The sequence below is a fragment of the candidate division WOR-3 bacterium genome, from assembly GCA_039802205.1.
GTDB lineage: Bacteria > Hydrothermota > Tepidihabitantia > SM23-42 > JAOAFX01 > JAOAFX01.
In genome coordinates, this window is record JBDRWD010000001.1 from 1 (window position 1) to 23,795 (window position 23,795).

At 39.4% G+C, this 23,795-nt stretch carries 19 protein-coding genes, 1 tRNA gene and 1 other RNA gene; 13 read left to right on the top strand and 8 right to left on the bottom strand.

Annotated features, from left to right (window positions below):
* Positions 1-201 precede the first annotated feature (201 nt).
* The 5 genes from ssrA (at position 202) to ABIL39_00025 (ending at position 2,548) form a co-directional block, all read left to right on the top strand.
* Positions 202-557: a transfer-messenger RNA gene (ssrA, locus tag ABIL39_00005) on the top strand.
* Between the two features lie 83 nt (positions 558-640).
* A complete protein-coding gene (locus tag ABIL39_00010) occupies positions 641-1,009 on the top strand; it encodes a DUF2089 family protein (GenBank protein MEO0164510.1) in 369 nt (122 codons plus the stop codon).
* Between the two features lie 181 nt (positions 1,010-1,190).
* Positions 1,191-1,586 (top strand): hypothetical protein, encoded by a 396-nt coding sequence (locus tag ABIL39_00015; protein ID MEO0164511.1) that lies wholly within the window; start codon positions 1,191-1,193, stop codon positions 1,584-1,586.
* A 4-nt stretch (positions 1,587-1,590) separates the two neighbouring features.
* A complete protein-coding gene (locus ABIL39_00020; protein MEO0164512.1) occupies positions 1,591-2,367 on the top strand; it encodes a DUF4097 family beta strand repeat-containing protein in 777 nt (258 codons plus the stop codon).
* 19 nt (positions 2,368-2,386) lie between these two features.
* Positions 2,387-2,548 (top strand): DUF5668 domain-containing protein, encoded by a 162-nt coding sequence (locus tag ABIL39_00025; protein ID MEO0164513.1) that lies wholly within the window; start codon positions 2,387-2,389, stop codon positions 2,546-2,548.
* Positions 2,549-2,689: 141 nt separating this feature from the next.
* Here ABIL39_00025 and dacB read toward each other — a convergent pair whose 3' ends face one another.
* The 6 genes from dacB to hslU all read right to left on the bottom strand — a co-directional run bounded on the left by dacB (position 2,690) and on the right by hslU (position 8,167).
* Positions 2,690-4,096, bottom strand: coding sequence for a D-alanyl-D-alanine carboxypeptidase/D-alanyl-D-alanine-endopeptidase (gene dacB, locus ABIL39_00030; GenBank protein ID MEO0164514.1), 1,407 nt, complete (start codon positions 4,094-4,096; stop codon positions 2,690-2,692).
* Complete coding sequence (locus ABIL39_00035) at positions 4,093-4,533, bottom strand: DUF177 domain-containing protein (protein ID MEO0164515.1); 441 nt, start codon at positions 4,531-4,533, stop codon at positions 4,093-4,095. The genes dacB and ABIL39_00035 overlap by 4 nt, the downstream gene beginning before the upstream one ends.
* Before the next feature lie 80 nt (positions 4,534-4,613).
* Positions 4,614-5,843: an asparagine synthetase B gene (locus ABIL39_00040; GenBank protein MEO0164516.1), complete on the bottom strand. Its 1,230-nt coding sequence runs from the start codon at positions 5,841-5,843 to the stop codon at positions 4,614-4,616.
* A 58-nt stretch (positions 5,844-5,901) separates the two neighbouring features.
* Complete coding sequence (locus tag ABIL39_00045; protein MEO0164517.1) at positions 5,902-6,363, bottom strand: PTS sugar transporter subunit IIA; 462 nt, start codon at positions 6,361-6,363, stop codon at positions 5,902-5,904.
* A gap of 17 nt (positions 6,364-6,380) precedes the next feature.
* Complete coding sequence (locus tag ABIL39_00050; GenBank protein MEO0164518.1) at positions 6,381-6,800, bottom strand: hypothetical protein; 420 nt, start codon at positions 6,798-6,800, stop codon at positions 6,381-6,383.
* 8 nt (positions 6,801-6,808) lie between these two features.
* Entirely contained in the window at positions 6,809-8,167 is a 1,359-nt protein-coding gene (gene hslU / locus ABIL39_00055) for an ATP-dependent protease ATPase subunit HslU (GenBank protein ID MEO0164519.1), read from the bottom strand.
* 153 nt (positions 8,168-8,320) lie between these two features.
* Between hslU and ABIL39_00060 the strand changes: the two genes are divergently transcribed.
* Positions 8,321-11,383: a tetratricopeptide repeat protein gene (locus tag ABIL39_00060; protein MEO0164520.1), complete on the top strand. Its 3,063-nt coding sequence runs from the start codon at positions 8,321-8,323 to the stop codon at positions 11,381-11,383.
* The gene (locus ABIL39_00065) at positions 11,356-14,670 is read left to right on the top strand and encodes a tetratricopeptide repeat protein (GenBank protein MEO0164521.1); all 3,315 of its coding nucleotides are present in this window, start codon (positions 11,356-11,358) and stop codon (positions 14,668-14,670) included. Before ABIL39_00060 ends, ABIL39_00065 begins: the two co-directional genes overlap by 28 nt.
* 21 nt (positions 14,671-14,691) lie before the next feature.
* On the opposite strand, the gene ABIL39_00070 is transcribed toward ABIL39_00065, so the two are convergent.
* Both ABIL39_00070 and purN read right to left on the bottom strand, forming a co-directional pair.
* Positions 14,692-14,765 (bottom strand) — tRNA-Val (locus ABIL39_00070).
* A gap of 131 nt (positions 14,766-14,896) precedes the next feature.
* Positions 14,897-15,514 (bottom strand): phosphoribosylglycinamide formyltransferase, encoded by a 618-nt coding sequence (purN, locus tag ABIL39_00075; protein ID MEO0164522.1) that lies wholly within the window; start codon positions 15,512-15,514, stop codon positions 14,897-14,899.
* Positions 15,515-15,610: 96 nt separating this feature from the next.
* Here purN and ABIL39_00080 point away from each other — a divergent pair, with 96 nt between their 5' ends.
* From ABIL39_00080 to ABIL39_00105, 6 genes are all read left to right on the top strand, one after another.
* Entirely contained in the window at positions 15,611-16,366 is a 756-nt protein-coding gene (locus ABIL39_00080) for a radical SAM protein (GenBank protein MEO0164523.1), read from the top strand.
* A gap of 27 nt (positions 16,367-16,393) precedes the next feature.
* A complete protein-coding gene (rtcA, locus tag ABIL39_00085) occupies positions 16,394-17,410 on the top strand; it encodes an RNA 3'-terminal phosphate cyclase (GenBank protein MEO0164524.1) in 1,017 nt (338 codons plus the stop codon).
* A gap of 59 nt (positions 17,411-17,469) precedes the next feature.
* Positions 17,470-18,660, top strand: a complete 1,191-nt coding sequence (locus tag ABIL39_00090; GenBank protein MEO0164525.1) for a succinate--CoA ligase subunit beta — start codon at positions 17,470-17,472, stop codon at positions 18,658-18,660.
* Positions 18,661-18,662: 2 nt separating this feature from the next.
* Positions 18,663-19,538 carry a succinate--CoA ligase subunit alpha gene (gene sucD / locus ABIL39_00095; GenBank protein ID MEO0164526.1) on the top strand — a complete coding sequence of 292 codons (876 nt, stop codon included), beginning with the start codon at positions 18,663-18,665 and terminating at the stop codon, positions 19,536-19,538.
* A gap of 160 nt (positions 19,539-19,698) precedes the next feature.
* On the top strand, positions 19,699-22,659 hold the full coding sequence (gene secA, locus ABIL39_00100; GenBank protein MEO0164527.1) for a preprotein translocase subunit SecA: 2,961 nt from the start codon (positions 19,699-19,701) through the stop codon (positions 22,657-22,659).
* Positions 22,656-23,759 carry a hypothetical protein gene (locus ABIL39_00105; protein ID MEO0164528.1) on the top strand — a complete coding sequence of 368 codons (1,104 nt, stop codon included), beginning with the start codon at positions 22,656-22,658 and terminating at the stop codon, positions 23,757-23,759. The genes secA and ABIL39_00105 overlap by 4 nt, the downstream gene beginning before the upstream one ends.
* The last annotated feature ends 36 nt before the right edge of the window (positions 23,760-23,795 follow it).

The following is a 23,795-nucleotide window of genomic DNA, read 5'->3' on the forward strand; positions in this document are numbered from 1 at the left end:
ATGACCGTATAGCAGTCTGGTTTAACCGTTAGGTATGATTCGGACCAGGAAATTATAATCTGAAGAAAGGGGGATGTAAAGTAAGAATTTAATTATTGACAAACCTTTTATAGCAGTGGAGAGGACTCAGCAGTTTTCCCGCTTGACAGAGGAAAAATATCAGATATAATAAGTTAAGTATGTTGGTTGTCTAAAAAGATTGGGGGCGAACGGTCTTGACAGGGTGAATGAGGTGAAAGAGGGCATACCGAGGGTCCTGGTCACCTCGTTAATCCGACCATGAGAAAAAAACATCCTGCTTACACAGGATACGCACTGGCTGCATAAATTAACGCAGCCACGTCTGCCCGGGTTTTGCCCGGCCCGGGACAGGCGTCATAAAGGGCAAAGCCCTGTCAAACCTTAGCCTTTGGGTTTGACGAGGGTCTTCTAAAAAGGCTTGCCCTGATCAACCTGTCCCTTGGTAAAGATCAGGGGAGATCCATAAAGGGACTAAGTATGTAGTCCTCTTCACTGAAACACTCTGGACGCGGGTTCGATTCCCGCCGCCTCCACCATTTTTATAATACTTTGATAACCAAATTAAATTTTTTTAATTTTATCCATTGACATTTTAAAAATTTTTATTATAATATCTACGATGATTAAAAAAATTCAAAAATGTCCGATATGTGGAGGGGGGTTGGTGATAAGTGAATTGAAATGCGTAAATTGTGACTTAAAAATGAGAAAGGATTTCGCTCTCTGTGAATTCTGCCAACTGCCCGAAGAGGATTATGAATTTTTGAAAATCTTCCTAAAAACTGAGGGGAAACTAACCGATATCGAAAAAATCTTAGGAATTTCCTACCCAACGATAAAAGCTAAAATCGAAACTCTTCTTAAAAGATTGAATCTTGTGGTTTATAAAGAGCCGATTGATCCTATTGATGGAATTGCCGAAGGGAAATTAACAGTTGAAGAGGCGATCGCCATTTTAAAAAGCCGAAAAAAAGGAGGTGGAAAATAAAACTTTTTAGATCACCGAGCATTGATGCCATATTCATGGTGGCTTTGGGAGTATTTATCTGGTTCTCTAATTTGGGTTTGATCCCCATTGTTTGGCGACGAGATTGGCCGTTAATTATCATCATCATTGGCATTTTTCAGTTGATAAAGTATTTTTTAAACAAATCCCACAGGAGGTTTTAATGTCCGAAGAATTAAAAAAAATTTTAGGTATGGTTGCGGATGGAAAATTAAAACCTGAAGAAGCGGAACGGCTGATTGGGGCATTAAAAGATAATCCGAAAAAAATAAGGTTTTTAAAAATACGCATTTACGAAAAACATGGGGAAAAGTGCAAAACGCGTATTGATATCCCGATGACCGCCTTGAAGTTGTTTTTAAAACTTGGTGCCGCATTACAGACTTTTGCTCCGGAAGGTTTTAAGATAAATATCAAAGGGCAAGAGATACTTCTTGATGAGTTTACTCCGGAGTTGTTTGATAAGATTTTGGCCGAGATTGATGAGGAAGGTTGTTTTACACTCGTTGAGTTTAATAATGACGAAAAAGACGAAAAAGTGGAGGTGTATATTGAATGAGCGAATGAAAATTTTGAAATTGCTCGAAGAAGGTAAAATAAATGCGGAAGAAGCAGCAAGACTTCTTGAGGCCATCGGTGAATCTGAAGGTAGAAAACGACGCGGCTTTTTTTGGCAGGGGATGGAGTCGCTTTCGGATATGATGTCTGATATGATGGGCATGGTTTTTAGCACCGCTTTTAAAAACCATCCCACCTTGGAGAAATTTAGAACTTCCGGTAAAAAGAAGATAGAATTTAAAGGAATTAGCGGGGATATTGAAATAAATGGTTTGGAGACCGATGAAATCGTTGTTGAAAAAGATGGGTTCGCAAAAATAATTGAAACCAGTGACAGCTTGATCATTAAAGCAATAAGCGGTAATGTGAAGATTAATACCCCGGCAAAAATTGATTTGGAAATCAAAGGATTATCGGGTGACATACATTTGAATAATTTAACGGGTCGAATTGAAATGGTTTCAGTCTCAGGAGACATTGTAGGGAGAAGATTAAAAGGTGTTTTTAAAGGCGAATTTGTATCCGGTGATGTAGATCTGGAATTTGAGGAGATTGAAGATATAGAGATAAATTCCCGCTATGGGGATATCATCTTGCATATTAACCCCACCCAAGAAGCAGAAATTGAAGTAATGACTGATGAGGGAGATATAAATTGCGAATTACCTTTAAAGGATTTGATAAAAAAACCGAATTATCTAAAAGGAATATTGAACACGGCCAAGGCAAAGATTTATATCAATAATCGTCACGGTGATATTAAGTTAAAAGCAATTTTATAAAAAACTAACAGGAGGCATGATGGGATGTGGTCTTTGGGGGGCGTTATTTCTAATAGTCATCGGGGTTTGGATTTGGGCTTCAAATTATGGTTTTCGTTTTTCTTTTTACCGGGATTGGCCAGTTCTTTTTGTTATTATCGGTTTTTTTGCCCTTTTACGAATTTTAAAACGACGTCGCTAAACCGTTAAGCTGGTTATTTAACAATCAGCTTATAGAGAAGGAATATTATCAAAAGCATCAAAAGTAGACCCCAACCTACAAATCGCATCGGTTGGTAATGTTTCCGTGGGGGGATAAGACGGTGTCGCTTTTTAAAATCAATCATTGCTGAATAACCTCGGCTGGGTTGACTGTCCTTATGTTTTCCAAATTTTTCTTCCGCTGTGCTTCCGCAAAAGTTCTGATAATTTTTTCCTGTATCTGCGTAATTTTTTTAGTGGGACAGGTAAAATTATTGAAGAGCAGGGAAAAAGCGTAATCGGTGCCGTTTACCTTAAGATAGCCACTCAAACAGGAGGCCGCTTGAATGGCACCGGTTTTTGCTTTGAGAGTATCCGAAAAACCATTAAATCTTGCCTTCAAAGTGCCCTTGCCCGGGTCCGGCAGGGAGTTATAAAAATCATAAAATAAATTGCTCTGGTACATAAATTTTAAAACGGCGATCAAGGCGCGCGGAGACAGCAGATTGTGTTTGGAAAGACCCGAACCATCCCAAATAGAGACCCAACCTGTATCAACACCACATTTGGTAAGAAAATTCTTTACCACAGTAAGGCCGGCATTAAAACTTCCTTCTTTGTACAGTTGCGCACCAAGGGTTTTAAGGAGTATTTCGGCGTATAGATTTTCGCTTTCGGTGTTGGTTTCTTTTATTATTTCAATTAACGGTGATGAAAGAATAGAATCGGCAAGAATGGGTGATTCTTTGCCAATAAAGATTTCGTAACTTCTTATCCGCGCTACAGGTTTATTGATTTTTACTCCTTGGGCACTCAGTCTTTCTTTTAGATATTCACCTGCGAATAATGCGGGGTCTTTTACAGCAACATCAATATCACGAGCATTTTTTATCATTCCTTCCACAACAATGAGATTTTCTTCAGGTTTACGATAAATAATCAAATTTTCGGAATTTGCGGTTGATACAATATTGTTTATTAATTTCACATATTTGGTAGGGGGATGGATATATACAAGTGCTGTTTCGCCTATTGATTGGGGTCTAATGCGCACGGATACAACATTTTTATTAAACGAGAGGGCACTTATTTCCGGGGCATATTTGGCATCAAGATAGTGCCAGGCCCAGCCTATTGGCAGACGTTCATTGGTGAAATAGTCATCAATAACCAGAATTGCACCGGTTATCTCGTTTATACCTAATTCTTGAATTTTACGCACGAATTTTTCCATATTTTCAATACTGAAGTTTGGATCCCCACCTCCCTGTAGCACAATGTCACCATATAATCTTTTTTCATTAATCCTGCCTCGTAGATAGAGAAAGGTTTTATACCTGAAATCATCGCCCAAAAAATATAATGCTGCTGCCGTGGTAATAAGTTTCATATTAGATGCTGGTACAAAGACGCGTGCTCCATTATACTCATAAATCATGCTGTCGGCAGTCAGATCATAAAAACATAACCCATAATGGGCGTTTTGCAATTCTGGGATATTCAGGAGGGTATCAAAAGAAAGAAAACCAAAGATTAATGTAAGAATCATTTTTCGCGTGGTGTAAATAAACCAATCTTAGGAATCTTACAGTTGCATTTTTCGTTGTTTAGGTTTGTCCCACATATCGGACAGAGCCCTTTGCAATCTTGACTACAAAGGGGGGCTGATGGAATTGCCAAAACGATGCTTTCTCTTATTCCGATACTGAGATCAATGTCGTTACCCCCATAATATACTTTATCAATGTCGCCCGATTTCAATTCCACCTTTTCGGAAGCCATTAAAGGGTCCTTGCCGGCGACATAATCAAGATGAAGTTGTTCATCAAAATCTCGAGTGAAATTGATGAGACACCGAGCACAGGTTAGGTCCACACTAAATTGAACGATAAAATCAGCACTAATACCGAGGGTTTTACGGATAAGGATTATTTTAGCTTTTTTTATTTTCAGATTTGTAAAGTATCTCTTTTCGGTGAATTTCAATTCCTTTTCTCCGAGGTCATCAAATTCAAAAATTTCCTTTTCCTTTATTTCTAAAATCGGAATTAATAATCTTGACTTATTTATGTTTTCAACTCCTTCTTTCGGGCGGCTGGGAAGAGAACATTATTTAAAATCAGCCGATAACCTGGTGAATTTTTATAATTTCGTAAATCGGTCGGAGGATCGCCAACAAAGTGCTGATAATCTTCTGGGTCGTGTCCGCCGAGATAAGTAAATGTTCCTCTACCGTAGTTACCATGAAGGTATTTCACTTCTTCGGTTCCGGTAATTTCCCCGAGAATTAAAACAGTGGATTTTATATTGCTCCGACGAAAGCCGGAGCATTGCCCGAGGAATTCTTTCACCAGTGCTGTGTGATTCTGGACTAACATGCAAGGCACCGGGTCAAACTTGGCGCTGAAGTCAAATAATGAAAAATAGACATGAGGACCCCGCTGAGCCGCTTCCTGAGTGACATCGATTGTTGAATGTTCATATACGAGTGGATCAAGTATAACTTGGAAATTTTCAAAAGCTAAACACTGGGAATAATCAAGTTTTCGGTTGGCATCGGGATCAAAAGGATCGTCGTCAAAAACATTGTGGCATATGTCGGTAGATTGGGCAGCGAGGGCAATTTCCCAGGTATCACAGGCTGAGCACATTGCGAAAACAAAACCTCCCTGATTTACATAATCTTTTATTGCCTGGGCTACTGCTAATTTGAGTTTTGAAACCTTTTTAAAACCAAGTTTCTTCGCCATCGCCTCATTTTTTCTAACTTCTTCCTGATACCATTCTGCATTCCGATAGGAGGCATAAAATTTTCCATATTGTCCAGTGAAATCTTCATGGTGTAAATGTAACCAATCATATTTCATCAATTTACCTTTTAACACATCTTCATCCCAGATCTGGTCGTAAGGGATTTTAGCATATTCCAGAGCGAGTGTCACCGCATCATCCCATGGTTCGAAATTTTCCGGAATGTAGACGGCTATCTTTGGGGCCTTTTCCAAAAGAATTGACTCCATATTATTCTCTTCTATCGTTTTGTAAATATCCAGTACCACTGCAGGAGAGAGAACTTCCATACTCACACCTTCAAAGGCACACTCCTTTTCAATCTTTGGACTGTAATCCATAAGGAAAGAACCACCACGATAGTTGAGCAACCATTCAACATTCATACCATATTGTAAAGCGTGATAGGCAATGCCATAGGCTTTTAAATGATCGGTTTGGGTAAGGTCCATGGGAATCAAAATTTTTCGGGCATCAATTTGGGAAATTAATAAGAAAGTGATCATTAAAAGAATAATTTTGCTCTTCGAAGTTAAGTAAGATTTGAAAAACATTGACTCAATATTATTCTTCGTTGCTTTTGATTATGTTTATAACCTCCTGAGGGTCATTTGCTTTCCTCAGTTGTTCTCGAACCGAAATTTTCCTTAACAGCCGAGAGAGTTTTGCCAAGGCGATGATGTACTCGGATTTTTTATTCTCGGGAGAAGCAATCAAAAAAATGATATGGGAAGGTTTGCCATCGATAGAGGAAAAATCAATGCCGGCAGACGAGCGGGCAAAGACAAAAACTAAGTCGTCAACTGCATCGGTTCGCGCATGAGGTATAGCGATACCATCGCCGATGCCGGTAGATTCAAGATTTTCCCTTTTTGCCAAGGCCTCAAATAATTGTTCCTTATTCCGCGCAATATTCTTGTTGACCATAAACTCAACCAGTTCTCTTATCGCATCCAACTTTTCGGTAGCATGCATTTCCATAATAACCGCATCGGGCTTAAGAAAGTTTGATATTTTTAATTCCATTACACCCCCTTTTTCTTTTATAAACCAATAACGGGAACATTCGCGGAGACAAAAATCTTTTTTGTCTCTTCGCGTTTGCGAACCATGATTGTATTAATCTTATAGTTTTCCACATACTTCTTAATCACCCGGGTGACCTGTCCATTCTCCATGTGTAATGAAGTCCTAACCCCATTTTCTACTGCTTCATCTTCCACCAGATAAAGCATTTCCCAACCTTCTTCTTCAAACCGCTGTCTGGTGGTTTCAATGTGCTCCCGGGTGAGTGATGCCAATTTTGCTACTCGATGTTCTTCGAGAACAAAGAGCACGAAGAGATGACTGTGAAAAAATTTGCACAATTGGATCGCCGGAGTGAAGATTACCCGGTCCGTATTATCAACAATATAAAGCAAAGCCCGATTAAATTCTAACGGGTAAATTTCTTTTGTTTCCATGTTTGAGATTAAAGTATGTACCGTGAGACATCAACATTTTTGACGATATCAGCAAGCTTTTTCTGAACATATTCTTCAGTGATCACAATATTTTTCATGCTAATGTTGGGAGCGGTATACAAGAGATCTTCAAGGAGCTTGCTCATTACCGTATGCAAACGCCGTGCCCCGATATTTTCGGTGGCTTCATTTACCCGTGCCGCAATTTCAGCGATTGCCTTGATTGCTCCATCTGTGAATTCTAAGTCGATGCCTTCGGTTTTGAAGATAGCTACATATTGTTTGATCAAAGAATTTTCTGGTTCAACAAGAATTCGACAGAAATCTTCCTTTGTTAGTGGTGCGAGTTCAACCCGTATGGGAAATCTTCCTTGAAGTTCTGGGATTAAGTCCGATGGCTTTTTATTATGAAAAGCGCCCGCAGCAATAAAAAGTATGTGGTCGGTTCGAATCATACCGTATTTAGTCATCACACTAGAACCTTCAACGATTGGTAATAAATCACGCTGTACCCCTTCACGGGATACATCTGGTCCACTCGTTATGCCGCTACCTGCAATTTTATCAATCTCGTCAATGAAGATAATGCCGGTCTGTTCAGCGCGGATCTTTGCTTCATTTATCACTTCATCCATATCAATTAATTTATCGGTTTCCTCCATCTGGAGATACTTCAAGGCTTCTTTCACGGTCATCTTTTTCTTTTTTTTCTTTTTTGGCAATTTGTTTCCTAATGCTTCCTCAATAGCGATGCTGAAATCTTCGATACCTGCCTGACTGAAAATCTCAATAAACGGAGTGGTTCTTCGCGTCACTTCAATTTCCACGATACGGTCATCAAGTTTATTCTCCCTTAAAAGCATCCGCATTTTTTCACGAGTTTGAGCACTGGTTTCACTCCTATCACCACGAGGGGGACCGGGTAAAATTATATCCAAAATTTTTTCTTCAGCGTACTGGCGTGCCTTTTCTTCTACTTCTTTATATTTTTCCTGCCGCACCATATTTACCGCAATCTCCATTAGATCCCGAACCATTGATTCCACATCTCGACCAACATAACCTACTTCGGTATATCTTGACGCCTCAACCTTAACAAAGGGCGCCTTGGCAAGGTCAGCAAGACGCCGGGCAATCTCCGTTTTACCCACACCAGTGGGGCCAATCAAGATGATGTTGTTGGGATAGATTTCGTCCTTTATTTTGCCTTGGACCTGTTGACGGCGCCAGCGGTTGCGGAGAGCGATGGCAACGGCTTTTTTGGCGGCTGTCTGCCCGATGATATAACGGTCAAGCCGCGCCACAATTTCTTCCGGAGTTGGGTAATTTTCTAAAGTGGGAATTTTTTTAAGGACTTTTGCTTCCATCTCGTTATATTATATCAATATTTGCTAAAAAGTCAAGGAGGCTTAGGCTGAAATTTTGTTCGAATTATTTCTGCTTATATCATTAAAGACGTAAAAGAATGCGGAGAACATTAGGGACTTGAATTTTATATCTATTTTTATATAATCAAAAAAATGCAGGAAAAAAGGTTCATTACTATCCTATTTGCTGACATTGCTGGTTTTACAGCCCTAACAAATACTTTGGGTGCCGAACGTACTACGGAATTGATCAATCAGTGTTTTGAAAGGATTGATACGATTATTCATAATTGCTATGGTACCGTAATAAGGCACGAAGGCGATCGAGTGCTAGCAGTCTTTGGTTTTCCTCGTTCTTATGGGAATGATTCCCAAAATGCCTTAGGCTGTGCCCTGAAAATAAAACAAGCAATAAAAAGCATCGGTTATAATCTTGATATTCATATTGGGGTTGGGACCGGAGAAGCGGTGGTTTCGAGAGAAGATATTTACGGACCTCTCATCGATGAAGTCTCACATCTTGAGGAAATTGCCGAAAAAGGGGAGATACTGGTCAATGAGCAATGCTATCACATTAACGAGCATTTGTTTCTCTTCAATAAAAAAGCTGCTGGTTATGAATTAAAAGGTATTGTTCCTGTGGAACCTAAAACCGAATTCTATTATCCTTGTCGCGAGGAAGAACAGCAACGGTTCGAAAATGCAGTCAATAAATTATCACCATACATCATCATTTCGGGAGAATTTGGTGCTGGTAAATCCTCTTTTATCGCCGAGGCGTTAAAGAAAGTCAATCACGAAGGTGCTTTTACTATTTATGAAATCACCTTCACCGACACTGCTTACATCACTTCAGGTTCTGTTTTTACTGAATTCTTCACTCAACTTGTGCCGAATTTCACACCCCCTTCTGGTGAGGAAGTGTATCGGAATAAACTCTTCCGAGAGATGGCGAGTGCCCTTCTTGAAAAGGCGAAAACAAAACCGATCATTATTGTTCTGAAGAATATCGAATCCGCTGACGAACTGACGATTAATTTTTTTGAGTATTTCTCTTCCTTGGATAAGGACAAAAGAATTGTGATGGTAATCGAAACAGAGGATATCGGTAACCCGTTCATAAAAAAATTATTGGCTGAAAAAAAAATTGTCTCGGAACATATTGAATTAAAACCGCTAAAGATGGAAACAATTACTGGACTCCTCTCACAATTGCTGAAGGGTTATCAGCTGACAGACCATTGTTGTGAGGAGTTAGCCAATTTATCGCATGGCAATATTGCTTATGCTATAGAAATTAGCACCTTGCTAAAAAATTTTTTTCCGCCGGGCGTCGAGATAAAAGAAATCCCCAATTTTCAGCGCTTAAAGGAAATCACCGAAGCCATTGTTGATACCATTCCGGAAGACATTCGGAGTGGATTGTTACTTTTAAGCTTATTGGATTTAATTGATTATAAGTTATTTGTTCATTTGATATCTGAGCCCGAAAAATTTTTGAGTTACTGTCAGGCTAAAGGAATATTGGTGGTTAACGAAGCAAAAATTTATTTTAAATCCGAGTTCCTGAAGAAAGCTTTGCAAGCGCGTCTGACCAAAAAAGTTCGACAACAATATCACCGACTTATCGCCCAGAAATTAATAGAGAATTTTTCTCAACCCGCACATTATGGGTTTATTGCTTTTCATCTAAAAGAAGGAGGTGATTTAACTGGTGCGTATCATTACTATAAAGAATTTGCTCAGGAATTGGAAATGAGATATTATTATCAGGATGCGATAAGTGTTTATGATAAAATATTATCATTTTTAAACGAAAGCGAATGGGAAAAGAGGTGTGCGATTTTATCACGCAAAATAAAACTCCTTCATCTGATGGGAGAACGGGGGGATGAGTCAAAAGAAATAAATGAGTTATTAAAATATGCCCCTGAAGGCTCTCTATGGTACCGTTCGGCTCTTTTGGCGCGGGCGGAATATCTGGAGGCGATTGCTGACTATGATGAAGCTTTAAATATACTCACTGCACTTAATCAGCAAAAGGAAGAGGCATTAATTCTTGAAAGAATTGGTATTATTTACTATAATAGAAACGAATTTTCAGAAGCCTTAAAGATGTTCACTCGAGCATGGGACTTGATAGACGAGAATGTCGATTATTTACAGGCAGGGAATATTCTAAAAGATATGGGCCTATGTTATTGGAAGCTGGGTGAAAAAGACCAGGCATTGATGTATTATCTGAAAGCTCGGGGATACTATGAAAAGGCAGGTGACCAAGTTGCTTTGAGCCGTTTGAATGTCAATATCGCTAATGTTTATTATTATCTCAACAAATTTGACCAGGCAATGAGTTTTTATCGCGATGCCCTGAACATCGCGCAAAAAATTAATGATGCTTTGTTCGTGGCTCAAATTCTCTCCAATATCGGAAGCGTTTATGTACAGTTCGACGAATATGAAGAGGCCTTGAAGAAATTTGAAGAAGCACTTGAAATTGACCGGAGAAAATTAAATAAAAAGGGCGAAGCAATTCGACTTTCAAATATTGGCCATATTTATGGAGTTCTAGGAGAACTGGAGAAGGCCCAAAATTATTTTCAGCAAGCATTAATCATCGATGAGATGATAAAAAATAAAGCCGGAATGGCTATTCGTTACGGAAATCTTGCAACCTGCCTGATGCTAAAAAAAGAATATCACGAAGCGATAAACTATCTGGTTTCTGCTGTAGCAATTTCACGACAAATGGGTTCATATGAATATCTGGCTTATTATCTAAATCTTTTGGGCTATGCTTATCTGCAGATTGATGATCTTAAAAAGGCATTGGATTGTTTGAATGAAGCTCTCACCTTTGCCCGCAAAGCCCGCAACCCTTCCTACGAAATCTTGATCCAATCAAATCTGGGATTACTTTATCTCCTAAAAGGTGAACTAAAAAAAGCTTATGCCCATTCCTCATGGGCAGTGGAGAATTTGCTGAGAATTCATGAATTAGAAGGCGATAGAGAGAAAGTTTTTTATAGTCATTATCGTATCCTCTGGGAGATGAAGCAATTCAGCGAGGCACATCGTTTCCTGAAACTGGCATACGAAACACTTATCACGCGTGCACAAAAAATAAAAGATACAGAAATGCAAAAAAAATTTTTGAACTTACCACAAAACAAGGAGATTATTGATATATGGCAAACAAGTATGAAGAAAGGGTAAAACCCTGTGCAATATTATTTGCTGAAATAACTCAAATTGATAAATGGAAGGATGAGATTGAGACCGAAGAATATGTTGAAATATTAAAAAGCATCTTTGAGAAACTTGATGAGGCAATTAAATTATATGATGGCCATATTGATAAACATGAAGGGCGGATTTTGATGGCGACATTTGGAGTGCCGGTTGCCCATGAGCAAGATCCAGAGCGAGCAGTCAAGGCCGGTTTATTGATGCTTACACAGATTGCAAAGCTTAAAGCAAAATTTGCCCGCCCGCTCGGAATAAGAATTGGGATAAACCTGGGAAGGGTATATGCAACAGTCGTTGGTTCGCACATCAAATCCGAATATACAGTCATGGGTGACGCCGTTAACTTTGCTGCCCGAATTATGGAATTTGCTCAGGAAAATCAATTATTGGTAAGCGATGAAATTTACCAAATCACCAAACCGGTCTTTGAATTTTCCGAACCGATCAGATTTCTGCCTCAGGGGGGCAAACAGGAAATTACGGTATACAATGTTTTCCGTCAGAAAACTGGTTTTGTTAAGCGTCGGGGTATCGAAGGTTTAAGTGCTCCGTTAATTGACCGTAAGCAGGAATTGCTGATGCTTTTAAATCTCGTTGAAGAATTATTTGCGGGTAAAGGCAATGTTGTTTTAATCCTCGGGGAGGCAGGAGTAGGAAAATCGCGTTTGATTGAGGAGCTTTTTACCCAATCATTAAGTATGGCGCTTGAACAGGTTAAGAACATCAATTGGTGTATCGGTCGATGCTCGCCCTATCGTGAGACACTTTATCATCCTTTTATTGAAATAATAAAGCAAATCTGTGATATTCATCTTGAGGACAGTGAGATGGCTTTAGTAGCAAAACTCCTCTCTTCTATCGAGAAATTACTCGGTGCAGATGCAGAAACAATTTTCCCATACATCGCTGAACTTTTTAATATTAAACTTGTCGCCAAATATGAAGAAAAGATAAAGTACTTAAAACCTGAAGAAGTGAAGTTGCAGATTTTCTATGCCATACGGGAAGTGCTCAAGAGTTACGCGGAACAGAATCCAACCGTTTATTGTATCGATGACCTTTATCTTGCTGATGAATCCACGCTGGAGGCAGTTAAATTCCTTTTGCAAGCCCATTCGGTGATTAAATCATTATTTATCCTGATTTCGCGTCCTGAAAAAAATAAGCCCTTCTGGGAAATGAAAGAAAAACTTAAATCCGAGATAAAATTTACTGAAATTTATCTCAATCCGCTTACCCGTGAGGAAACATTTGAATTATCAAAACAGTTATTAAAAATTCCCCGCTTACCAGAAGAGTTGGTTGAAAGAATCGTCAACGATGCTGGCGGTAATCCATTTTTTCTTGAGGAGTTGATCAAACTATTAATTTCTAAAGGAATAATATACCGCAGTGGGACAGAATGGTATGCGAATAAGACGGATATCCAATTTGAAATTCCTTATTCGATCGAGGGTATTATTCAGGCATCTTATGATACCTTGAGTAGTGAATTGCGCGACTTACTTTCGGAAATGGCAGTTTTGGGTCGGACTTTTAACAAAAAAGTTCTTTTAGGCTTCACTAGACATTGGGACAAGATTGATGAGCTTCTTAATCGCCTCCTTGAACTCGGTTACATCTCTACCAATAATTTTCAAGATTTTGCATTTAATCATGCTCTGGTGCGTGAATCGATCTATAAGAGCATTCCCCAAAAAAGACTAAAAGAGCTCCATCTTTCAATTGCTCGGACCATTGAATCACTATTTGCAGAAAGACTGGTGGAATTTTATGACATCCTCTTTGAACATTACGCTCAGGCTGGTGAAAAGGAGAAGGCTATCTACTATGCCGAGAAGGCTGGTGTTAAGGCTGAGAAACAATATGCGAATATGGAGGCAATCACTTATTATTTGTACATCCTAAAAGAACTGAAGCCGGAAAATGAAGAAGCACGTCAGATCCTTTTTAACACGATATACCGATTGGGGAAAATCTATAGCATTATTGGTAATTCCGACGATGCTATCGGGATTTTTCAACAGGGTTTAAAACTTGCATCCAATGTGCGAGAGAATGTAAAAATTCTTAATGCAATTGCCGATGCCTACCAGCGGATCAGCGATTATGGAAAGGCACTGGAATTCTATAACGAAGGATTAAAATTGCTGATCGATTCCCCCGAGGAAGAAAAACTGGATACCTGGTTGGGAATAGCTTGGATTTATTATTTAAAAGGGGAAATGAAGGGAGCACGGGAATTACTGGAACAGATTTTGAAAAATATCAAAGAAACCTCAAGTATTGAAGCTCGAAAAAAACTTGCACGAGTTTATAACCAATTGGGTTCGATTTATTCACGCACCGGAGAATACGAGAAATCATTTGAAGCCTATAAACGCGCATTGAAGATCTATGAGATGCTTGATGATATGGCGGGTATGGCAGTTATATATAATAATATCAGTGGATATTATGCCCGACAGGGTGACTTTTATAAGGCCTTGGAATACCTCAACAATTCCCTGCAAATCGATATCAAAACCGGAAATCTCCTTGCCCAAGCAATCGCTACTTATAACATTGGCGATATCTACTATCAATTAGGTGATTTGGAACAAGCGATTGAAAGATTTAATGAGTATTTAACAATAAATGCTCAAATAAATAATCAATTAGGTAATGGCTATGGAAATTATGGGCTGGGGAGGGTTTACTTGGAAAAAGAAGATTTGAAGAAGGCAGAAGAGCATCTCAACCGGGCTTATGAAATTTTTCAAAAGTTAGGTAGTGTTTACCTTGCCACAAATGTGATGGCTACTATTGCAGAATTAGAGACAGAAAAAGAGAATTTTCTCCAGGCGATCGCACTCTTTGATGAGTTAGAAAAAAAATTTGATGACCTCTGTGATATTGAAGGGAAATTAACATGTATTATTGGAAAAGCAGATGTGAAGATCAAACAGGCTTTGAAAGAAAAAAAACTTATGGTTAGCCATCTCTATTCGGCACTTGAATATCTGAATAATGTTCAAGCAATCCTTAAAGATGATATCGACTTAGAGATAAAATTTACAGTCGATTTTTACCTGGCGCAAGTAAACTATTATCTCACCAAAATAGATGATGCAAAAAGATTCTTTAACGCTGCAAAAGAATTATTGAAAAAAATCATTTCGAAAATTCCTGAAGGGGAACCCCAGAAAAAGTTTTTGGGTAAAAGGATTTATCGGAAATTTCAAGAACTTGAAAATCAGCTTTCTGGGTCTTAAAAGACCTAAATTAAAAAAAAATGGGCGGTGAGTGATTTGAACACTCGACCTTCGGTATGTGAGACCGACGCTCTAACCAACTGAGCTAACCGCCCAAAGACGATTTATATATTTTTAATTAATTTTAGAAAAAGCTGCGCAGAAAATAATCAAATGTTTCTTCCATTTAAATTATCGTTTACATTTTTTGATAACACTTTTAATTTCATTCATCATCATGAAATATTCAAAATACGTTACGGATGACTCTTCGTCCCACAATACGAAATTCACCGGAAAGGACCAGGTTTATCGCTTCGGTATAAATCCTATGTTCTTCCTTAAGAATCCTTTCAGCAAGGGTTTCGGGAGTATCATCATCAAGGACCGGAACTACGGCCTGGGTAATAATCGGTCCTCCATCCACGGTTTCATCCACAAAATGGACAGTGCAACCCGAATATTTGACGCCATATTCAAAGGCTTTTTTTTGTGCTTCTAAACCGGGGAAGGCTGGAAGCAGAGAAGGATGAATATTCAAAATTCTATTAGGAAAGGCACTCAGCAATGGTTTTTTTATAATCCGCATAAACCCTGCCAGGCAGACCAGATAAACATCATGCTCTTTTAAAACCCGCACATAATTTTCTTCATATTCAGGCAATAACCAGGTCTTTTTGGGACCAGGATCAAGATAGAGCGCCTTTATGTTATGGGCGCGTGCAATCTCTAATGCTCGGGCATTAGGATTATCGCTCAAGACTAAAACAAGATTAGCAATGCAGGTACCATTCTCAATATTTCGTATGATGGCTTCTAAATTTGACCCGCGTCCAGAAGCAAGAACGGCGATATTTCTATTCATGGTTAAATTCTACTCAGGCAAATAAAAAAGTCAATAGGGCGATTTGTATCATTAAGATTATGTTGACAAAAATCAATCTTTTGTTATATTTACTCAATGAATCGATTCGACCCCTTAAAGAAGGCAGATGAAATTCGGTCGGTCGTGGTGCGGGATAGGCAACGGAAATATTATCGAGTCACGCGCCCGGGCAAATGGTACGGAGGTATCGCCACCGCCGATTGTTGCGGTTGTAATTTGAATTGCGTTTTCTGCTGGAGCAATAAACCCCGGGACAATCCGGATAAGATTGGCAATTTCTATTCCGCAGAAGAAGTTGCTGCCAGTCTTATCCGTTGTGCCCAAAAATATAATTACCGTTATGTCCGCATAAGCGGTAATGAACCAACGATTTGTAAAGAACATCTGCTTTCGGTATTATCAATTATTAGCAGAACGAAACTCATCTTTATTCTTGAAACCAATGGAACACTTATCGATAAAGATTTTATTAGAGAGCTTACCCCATTCTCTAATCTCCATATCCGCATTTCTTTAAAGGGGACGACACCGGAGGAATTTGCCATGCTCACCGGTGCAATACCCGAGAGTTTTAATTTAATTTTAGATAATTTAAATAATCTGGTAAATGCTAACCTAAGTTTCAATCTTGCTGTAATGCTTTCATTTAGTCCGGACAAAAATGTTCTCTTGTTGAAAGAAAGATTGGGAAGGATATCTCGACGCATAATAGCCGATTTTGAAGAAGAATATGTTTTTCTCTATCCCCATGTTGTAAAGCGTTTGAAAGAAAACGGTATAAGGCCTCTCATTGCTTATACGCCTGATGGGGTCCCCCGGGAACTCATTTGAATGGTGTGAGAGAAAAAGGGGAATAAAATGGTGAAAATAGACGGCTCTTATCTGGAAGGCGGTGGTCAGATTTTACGCACGGCGGTGGCACTTTCCGCCATCACTAAAAAAAGCGTCCAGATTTACAACATTCGAAAAGGCCGGGAAAAACCAGGTTTAAAAGCTCAGCACCTTGAAGGGATTAAGGCGGCAGCGAAGATTTGTCATGCTCAGGTCACCGGCGCTGAATTGAATTCGATGGAGGTTACCTTTGTTCCGGAGCTAATAAAGGGTGGATTTTACTACCTGGATGTAAAAACTGCCGGTGCAATAACACTTATCCTCCAGACGCTTACTCCCTTGGGTATTTTTGCCTCGGATGTTTTGCGTTTAAATATCCGAGGAGGCACGGCTGTTCCTTTCAGCCCCACAATTTTTTATTTCAAAGAAGTTTTCTGTTTTTATTTAATGAAAATGGGCGTGGAGGTTTCTGTAGAAATAAAGAGGCACGGATTTTATCCCCGAGGTGGGGGAGAGGTGTCGGTCGTTATTTACCCTGGAACTTTAAAGCCAATTTACTTAATTGACCCAGGGGAATTTAGAAAGATAGAAATTTTCGCGATCTCGTCTGAACACCTTAGGAGCACCAGGGTAGCGGAAAGACTTATCATGGGATTTCAAAGGATATACCCAAAAGTTGAATCCAGATATCAATATGTTGATACGGACTCAGCTGGTTGTTTCATCCATTCGCACGCCATCTTTGAAAATTGTGTGATTGGAGTTGACGGTTTAGGCGAAAGAGGTAAACCTGCCGAGGAAGTAGGTATCCAGACCGCAAAAAGTTTAAAAGAAATTTTAAAAAATGCACCCTGTGTTGATGATCATATGGTAGACCAGATTATTCCGTATATGGGACTTTCCACCTACACCACGGAACAGCAGACGGCAGTAAAATTTTCACAACTAACCCTCCATGCCAAGACAAATATCTGGGTGGTGGAAAATTTTTTGCCGGTCAAATTTGAAGTCCAGAATAATATTTTGCTGTGCACCAAAATTTAACGATTTTCTCTCAAGCAAATTCACTCTTGAAATTTTTAATAATCCGCGTATAATCGCATATGCGTTTATATGAGTTTGAAGGTAAAATGTTACTCCGGCGAAAAAAAATTCCGGTACCGGAGGGCGTGGTCGTGGATAGGAATTCATTCTTTGAACTTGATAAAGTGGTGTATCCAGTGGTCATTAAAGCCCAGGTTTTCTTAGGTGGACGGGGAAAAGCCGGGGTCATTCAATTCGCAAATGACCGGACCGAAGCCGAGGAAAAGATAAATGCGTTGTTGGGTAAAAAACACGGACCATTTGTTATAGAAAAAGCCCTGGTTGAAAGAAAACTAGACATCGCTCAGGAATTGTATGTTGCTGCCCTCATTGATCGGATTGTCCATAAACCACTTTTGATGGTGTGTAAACGTGGGGGTGTTGATATCGAAGAAATTGCCCAAAGCACCCCCGGGGAGATTAAAAAATATTATTTTGACGCAGGAGAAAAGATATTAGAGCATCAGGCACGAAAAATTGCAGGTGAATTGGAATTCAAAGGTAATTTATTGACCGGAATAGCAAACGTGATTTTTAATCTCTATAATCTCTTTCTTGATTATGATTGCAAACTCGTTGAGATTAACCCCCTGGCAATAACCCAAGATCAAAGGATTTTTGCTCTGGATGCGAAAATTGACTTGGATGAAGATGCGATGTTCAGGCATCCCGATTTGAAAGAGATGGGAATAGTGGCAAGAAATGAAATAGGCGAATTGACTGAAAGAGAAAAATTAGCAAAGGCTGCCGGAATTCCGTATGCGGATGTGGACCCAGAGGGTGATATTGGTGTATTCCCGGGTGGAGCAGGTTTTGGCATTGCGGCGCTGGATTTAATAACCCATTATGGAGGCAGACCTGCCAATTTTATGGACTCGGGCGGTGCTCCAACCCAAGAGAAATTGAAGGCGATGCTGGGTTTATTGATGGATAATCCTAAAGTGAAGGTGATTTTTGGGGCACGCTTTGGTGGCATTTCCCGCTGCGATGACTGGGCAAAAGCAGTTGTCCAATATGTAATTGAAAATAAACCACAAAAACCGATGATAATGAGAATGGCAGGGAATATGGAAGAAGAAGGAAGAAGGATCTTTGAGATGGCAAAACGCGAAAATCCAGAATTGTTCAAAAATATAAAGGTTTATGCCTATGATACACCTATTGAAGAAGTAATTAAAGAGGCAATTCGGGTGGCGAGGGAGATACCTTAAATATGGCAATATTGATTGACGAACACACCAAAACCATAGTGCAGGGCATCACTGGTGCCAATGCTGCCCTTCATACGAAATTGATGCTGGAATACGGCACAAAGATTGTCGGTGGTGTGACGCCAGGTAAAGGAGGACAAAAGGTTGAAGGGGTTCCGGTATATGATACAGTTGCGCAGTGTTTGAAAGAACACCCTGACGCCACGGTTTCCAGCATCTGGGTTCCAGCAAGATTCGCAAAAGAGGCAATTCTTGAGGCGATTGATGCAGGAATAAAAACAGTGGTGGTAATTACCGAGCGGATTCCAATCCATGATATGCTTTATGTCCGTGAAAAGGCAAAAGAAAAGGGGGTTGTGGTAATCGGAGGTAATACCCCAGGATTGATATCGCCAGGAAAGTGCCTTGTTGGTATGCTTCCCAAGATTGCTTTTCAACCCGGTAGGATCGGCACGGTAGCACGAAGTGGGGCAGTGACCTACTATATTGCAAACTCTTTGAATCTTGCGGGACTCGGTGAATCAACATCCGTTGGATTGGGTGGCGATCCGATTCTTGGTTCTAATTTTGAAGATATTTTAAAACTTTTTGAAGAAGATCCCGAGACCGATGCAATTGTTTTGGCAGGGGAAATCGGTGGTGTTTATGAAGAACTCGCAGCACCATATATCAAACAAATGAAAAAGCCGGTCATCGCTTATATTACCGGGAAATCCGCACCCCAGGGTAAAAGATTGGGTCATGCCGGTGCAATAATTGAAGGAAATATGGGTACTGCCCAGAGTAAAATTGAGGCATTGAAAAACAATGGAGCATTGATTGCCGAAACCTTGAGTGAGATACCCATACTAGTAAAGAAGGCACTGAGCATCAAATAGTTTTGCCGAATTATCTGCCGCAAATAATCAAAACTCCTCCTTATTTCAACATATTAGCATTCTCTTAATGAAAAAATTCTTTTTTTTGGGATATTTAATTATGGTCCGGAAAAGCAAGATTACTGTTGACACTGGGTAATTGTTCAATATAATTAAGTATATGTTCGCTAAAATACTGACTAAAATTTTTGGCACCAAAACGGAACGCGAATTAAAACGACTATGGCCTATTGTCGAAAAAATCAATTCCATCTATCCCAAACTTCAAGGAGTGGATTTAGTCAAAACTACTGAGGATTTTAAAAAAAGAATCGCCCAGGGCGAATCCCTTGATGACCTTTTGCCTGAAGCCTTTGCTCTGGTTAAAGAGGCTTGCCGGAGATTGGTGGGTAAGAAATGGCCGGTGGTGGAGATTGAAACCGAATGGAATATGATTCCCTTCGATGTCCAGCTGATAGGCGGGATAGTTCTTCACGAAGGTAAAATTGCGGAGATGAAAACAGGGGAAGGGAAAACTTTGGTGGCGACGATGCCATTATATCTAAACGCATTGACCGGCCGGGGTGTTCATCTTGTTACGGTCAATGACTACCTGGCAAGGCGGGATAGAGAATGGATGGGCCCAGTCTATGAATCCTTAGGACTGACCGTCGGTGTTCTCCAGCAGGGGATGGAGACCCAACCGCGGAAAGAAGCGTATAATTGTGATATTACCTACGGCACAAACAACGAATTCGGTTTTGATTATCTTCGAGACAATATGGTTTGGAACTGGGAAGATAAAGTCCAACGGGGACATTATTATGCTATTGTCGATGAGGTAGATAGTATTCTGATTGACGAAGCAAGGACTCCATTAATTATTTCAGGTCCAGTAGAGAGAGAAACAAAAAGCTTTGACGAATTAAATCCCATTGTCCGTAGGCTCTATTCTGCTCAAACCGTGCTAGTAAACCAGATAGTTGAGGAGGCAAAAAAATTGCTCGAAGAAGGAAAAGAAAAAGAAGCAGGAATTAAATTACTCCAGGCAAGACGGGGGGCACCAAAAAACAAACAACTTCTGAAATTAGAACAGGAAACTGGAATCAAACGGTTGATAGAAGAAACTGAATTGAATTTCATAAGAGAAAAAAGTTTTAGCAAAATTGATGAGGAATTATATTTTGTTATCGACGAAAGAATGCACATAGTCGATCTAACCGAAAAAGGCCGACTTTTCATTTCACCCAATAACCCAGAAATGTTTGTTTTACCAGATTTGAGCGAAAAGATCGGCAGAATTGAACGGGATGAAAAATTATCGCCCAAGGAGAAATTCATTGCTAAAGAAAAGGCTTTTGAAGAGTATGCTAAAAAAAGCGAGATTTTAGCAAATTTACGTGCCCTTTTAAGGGCTTATTCGCTTTTTGAGAAAGATGTTGAGTATGTTGTTCAGGAGGGAAAGGTAATAATTGTTGATGAGTTTACAGGCAGATTGATGCCAGGAAGGAGATTTTCTGATGGTTTACATCAAGCGCTTGAAGCAAAAGAAGGGGTGCGCGTTCAAGAAGAAACTCAAACTTTTGCAACAATAACAATACAGAATTATTTCCGGATGTATGAGAAACTGGCAGGGATGACCGGGACTGCTGCTACTGAGGCGAATGAATTTTGGGAAATTTATAAACTGGATGTTGTGGAGATACCCACCAAAGAACCGGTACGCCGGATTGATTATGAAGACATTGTCTATCGTTCCAAAAGGGAAAAATACAATGCAGTCATTGAGGAAATTGTTAAATGGCATAAGGAAAAAAGACCCGTGCTGGTGGGAACTACCTCGGTAGAAGTTTCAGAGGTGCTTTCTCGACTTTTGCAGCGTAAAGGGATTCCTCACAATGTTTTGAATGCCAAACATCATCAGCGTGAGGCAGTAATTGTAGCGCAAGCAGGACAACCCGGAGCGGTTACAATTGCCACCAATATGGCAGGTCGAGGTACGGATATCAAACTTGGGCCTGGCGTGGTAAAATGTGATAAATGTTGTATAAAATGTCCGGATCAGAATTGTGCTCAGTGTTCTCATGAATTTAAAAAAGAATGCTTTAAAGAAGTTCCTTGTGGACTTTATATCATTGGCACCGAACGACATGAATCAAGAAGAATTGACAATCAGCTACGTGGTCGGAGCGGCCGACAAGGTGACCCCGGTTCTTCACGTTTCTTTCTATCTCTTGAAGATGATTTAATGCGCATCTTTGGTTCTGATAGGGTTGCAGATATCATGGATCGCTTCGGAGGGGGGGACCAGAAACCACTTACCCATCCATTGGTTACTAAGGCGATTGCTAATGCCCAAAAAAGAGTAGAAGAAAATCATTTTGAAGTAAGAAAACATCTTCTGGAATATGATGATGTGATGAACCGGCAGCGCGAAATTATTTATAAAATGCGCGATGAAATTCTTAAGGGTGAGAATTATGAGGAACTTATTTTTAGAAATTTTGAAACGACAATTGAAAACATTATTCTGAAATATACCGATGAAAAAAAAGAATCAGAAGAATGGAATTGGGATGCTTTAATTGGTGAATTCAATCAATTATTTGCTACAAATTTCTTTTTGAGTAAAGACGAGCAGGCAAAAATAAAACAAACCGAATTATTTGATAGACTTTTGGAAAAAGCAAAAGAGGCGTATTACCAGCGGCGCCAGTACTATGAACCGGTAATGTTTAAGGAGATGTTGAAATCAATTCTGCTCCTTACCATAGATAATCGCTGGCGCGAACATCTCTATGCACTTGATGCCTTACGCGAAGGGATCAGCTGGCGGAGTTATGCTCAAAAAGATCCATTGGTAGAATATAAACAAGAATCATTTAAGATGTTTGATGAACTTTTAAATGAAATCGCTCGCGATGTTTCTGGGATTGTTTTCCGTGCAACTCCCAAACCGGTAACGCGGAAACCTCTCGTAACTGTTGAGTACAAACCCACTCTTGATAGCGAAAATGATGCAAAGGTTGAAATGATTAAACCCCAAACTCAGGTTCGAATGCAAAAAGTAGGAAGGAACGATCCATGTCCATGCGGAAGCGGAAAGAAATATAAAAAATGTTGCGGTAGGAACATTGGATGAAACCCTATCAAGTAAATCTCTTTGCAGAAGAAGAAAAACCAATAATCTTTTTACCATCCGAACCTGTATTTGTTTATAACAATAAAAAATATTTAAATTTTTCTTTAGCAGATTGTTTTAATCGCCGTAATAATGAATACTTAATCGAAAATGCAAAACTTAATTTTAACAATCGAAATATTGTAGACATTCGAGATCCTGACGGTTATCTTGATGCCTTGAAAAAGGTGATGATTGATTTTAAAAAACTGGATTCAATATGTATTTTTTCTGATGAAATATCGGCAGTTTATGCAATCAGCTCAATTTTTAGTTCAAAAGTTACATTTTTTCTTGATGCCGAAACTTCTCCTCAGCTGAATGCGCTTCTCAAATATCGAAATGTAGAGTATTATAACCATAAAGATATGGAGAGTTTTGCTAAACTTTTAGCTGTACATTCGGAAAAAGTGGTGATCATAGACGGTCTTTATGAATGGTTAGGTTATGCTGCTCCTGTTAGTGATATTTTGAAGGTTGCCAAGGAAAATCAGGCTACGGTGATTGCTAACGAAATAAATTCTTTTGGTCTTCTTGGGCGGGATGGTCGGGGCATAATGGACCTTTATAATCTTTATGATGAAGTAAATATCGAGCTTGGTAGCTTCAGTCGGCATCTAGGAGGTTATGGCGCATATATCGGAGCTAAAAAATATTTGATTAACAAAATAATTGAACATACAAACGACATGTTCATGCCAGTTCCGAAATTTATGCTCGCAGTGAATATCGCAAGTATTGAGATGTTAAAAAATGAATCCAAAAACCGGAACGATTTTTCCAGGATGTGGGCAAATAGCCGGTTTTTCATAAACCGTTTGAAACAGATTGGTTTAAGGACACTTAGCGAAACTCCGGTGGTGGTCCTTATTTTAAACAATAACCAAGAAGCAGAATTATTGAGGCAACGACTCTTTGCCGACGGGATAATTGCCAGTGTCAATAGAGAAAGATTACGGTTTATCCTTTCCATTGAGCATTCAAAATCGGATCTTGAATATACCCTTGATAGGATTGAGGCTCATTTTAAAGATATGGCAATCATCTATCCTAATACCTAAACCTTGACGAATTTGGAATTTTGATTATACTCTATG

What these genes read in the sequence shown, in the direction of transcription:
- ABIL39_00010 (MEO0164510.1), top strand. Translation starts at nt 641, where the DNA reads ATGATTAAAAAAATTCAAAAATGTCCGATATGTGGAGGGGGGTTGGTG.
- ABIL39_00015 (MEO0164511.1), top strand. Translation starts at nt 1,191, where the DNA reads ATGTCCGAAGAATTAAAAAAAATTTTAGGTATGGTTGCGGATGGAAAA.
- ABIL39_00020 (MEO0164512.1), top strand. Translation starts at nt 1,591, where the DNA reads ATGAAAATTTTGAAATTGCTCGAAGAAGGTAAAATAAATGCGGAAGAA.
- ABIL39_00025 (MEO0164513.1), top strand. Translation starts at nt 2,387, where the DNA reads ATGGGATGTGGTCTTTGGGGGGCGTTATTTCTAATAGTCATCGGGGTT.
- dacB (MEO0164514.1), bottom strand. Translation starts at nt 4,096, where the DNA reads ATGATTCTTACATTAATCTTTGGTTTTCTTTCTTTTGATACCCTCCTG.
- ABIL39_00040 (MEO0164516.1), bottom strand. Translation starts at nt 5,843, where the DNA reads ATGATCACTTTCTTATTAATTTCCCAAATTGATGCCCGAAAAATTTTG.
- ABIL39_00045 (MEO0164517.1), bottom strand. Translation starts at nt 6,363, where the DNA reads ATGGAATTAAAAATATCAAACTTTCTTAAGCCCGATGCGGTTATTATG.
- ABIL39_00050 (MEO0164518.1), bottom strand. Translation starts at nt 6,800, where the DNA reads ATGGAAACAAAAGAAATTTACCCGTTAGAATTTAATCGGGCTTTGCTT.
- hslU (MEO0164519.1), bottom strand. Translation starts at nt 8,167, where the DNA reads ATGGAAGCAAAAGTCCTTAAAAAAATTCCCACTTTAGAAAATTACCCA.
- ABIL39_00060 (MEO0164520.1), top strand. Translation starts at nt 8,321, where the DNA reads ATGCAGGAAAAAAGGTTCATTACTATCCTATTTGCTGACATTGCTGGT.
- ABIL39_00065 (MEO0164521.1), top strand. Translation starts at nt 11,356, where the DNA reads ATGGCAAACAAGTATGAAGAAAGGGTAAAACCCTGTGCAATATTATTT.
- purN (MEO0164522.1), bottom strand. Translation starts at nt 15,514, where the DNA reads ATGAATAGAAATATCGCCGTTCTTGCTTCTGGACGCGGGTCAAATTTA.
- ABIL39_00080 (MEO0164523.1), top strand. Translation starts at nt 15,611, where the DNA reads ATGAATCGATTCGACCCCTTAAAGAAGGCAGATGAAATTCGGTCGGTC.
- rtcA (MEO0164524.1), top strand. Translation starts at nt 16,394, where the DNA reads ATGGTGAAAATAGACGGCTCTTATCTGGAAGGCGGTGGTCAGATTTTA.
- ABIL39_00090 (MEO0164525.1), top strand. Translation starts at nt 17,470, where the DNA reads ATGCGTTTATATGAGTTTGAAGGTAAAATGTTACTCCGGCGAAAAAAA.
- sucD (MEO0164526.1), top strand. Translation starts at nt 18,663, where the DNA reads ATGGCAATATTGATTGACGAACACACCAAAACCATAGTGCAGGGCATC.
- secA (MEO0164527.1), top strand. Translation starts at nt 19,699, where the DNA reads ATGTTCGCTAAAATACTGACTAAAATTTTTGGCACCAAAACGGAACGC.
- ABIL39_00105 (MEO0164528.1), top strand. Translation starts at nt 22,656, where the DNA reads ATGAAACCCTATCAAGTAAATCTCTTTGCAGAAGAAGAAAAACCAATA.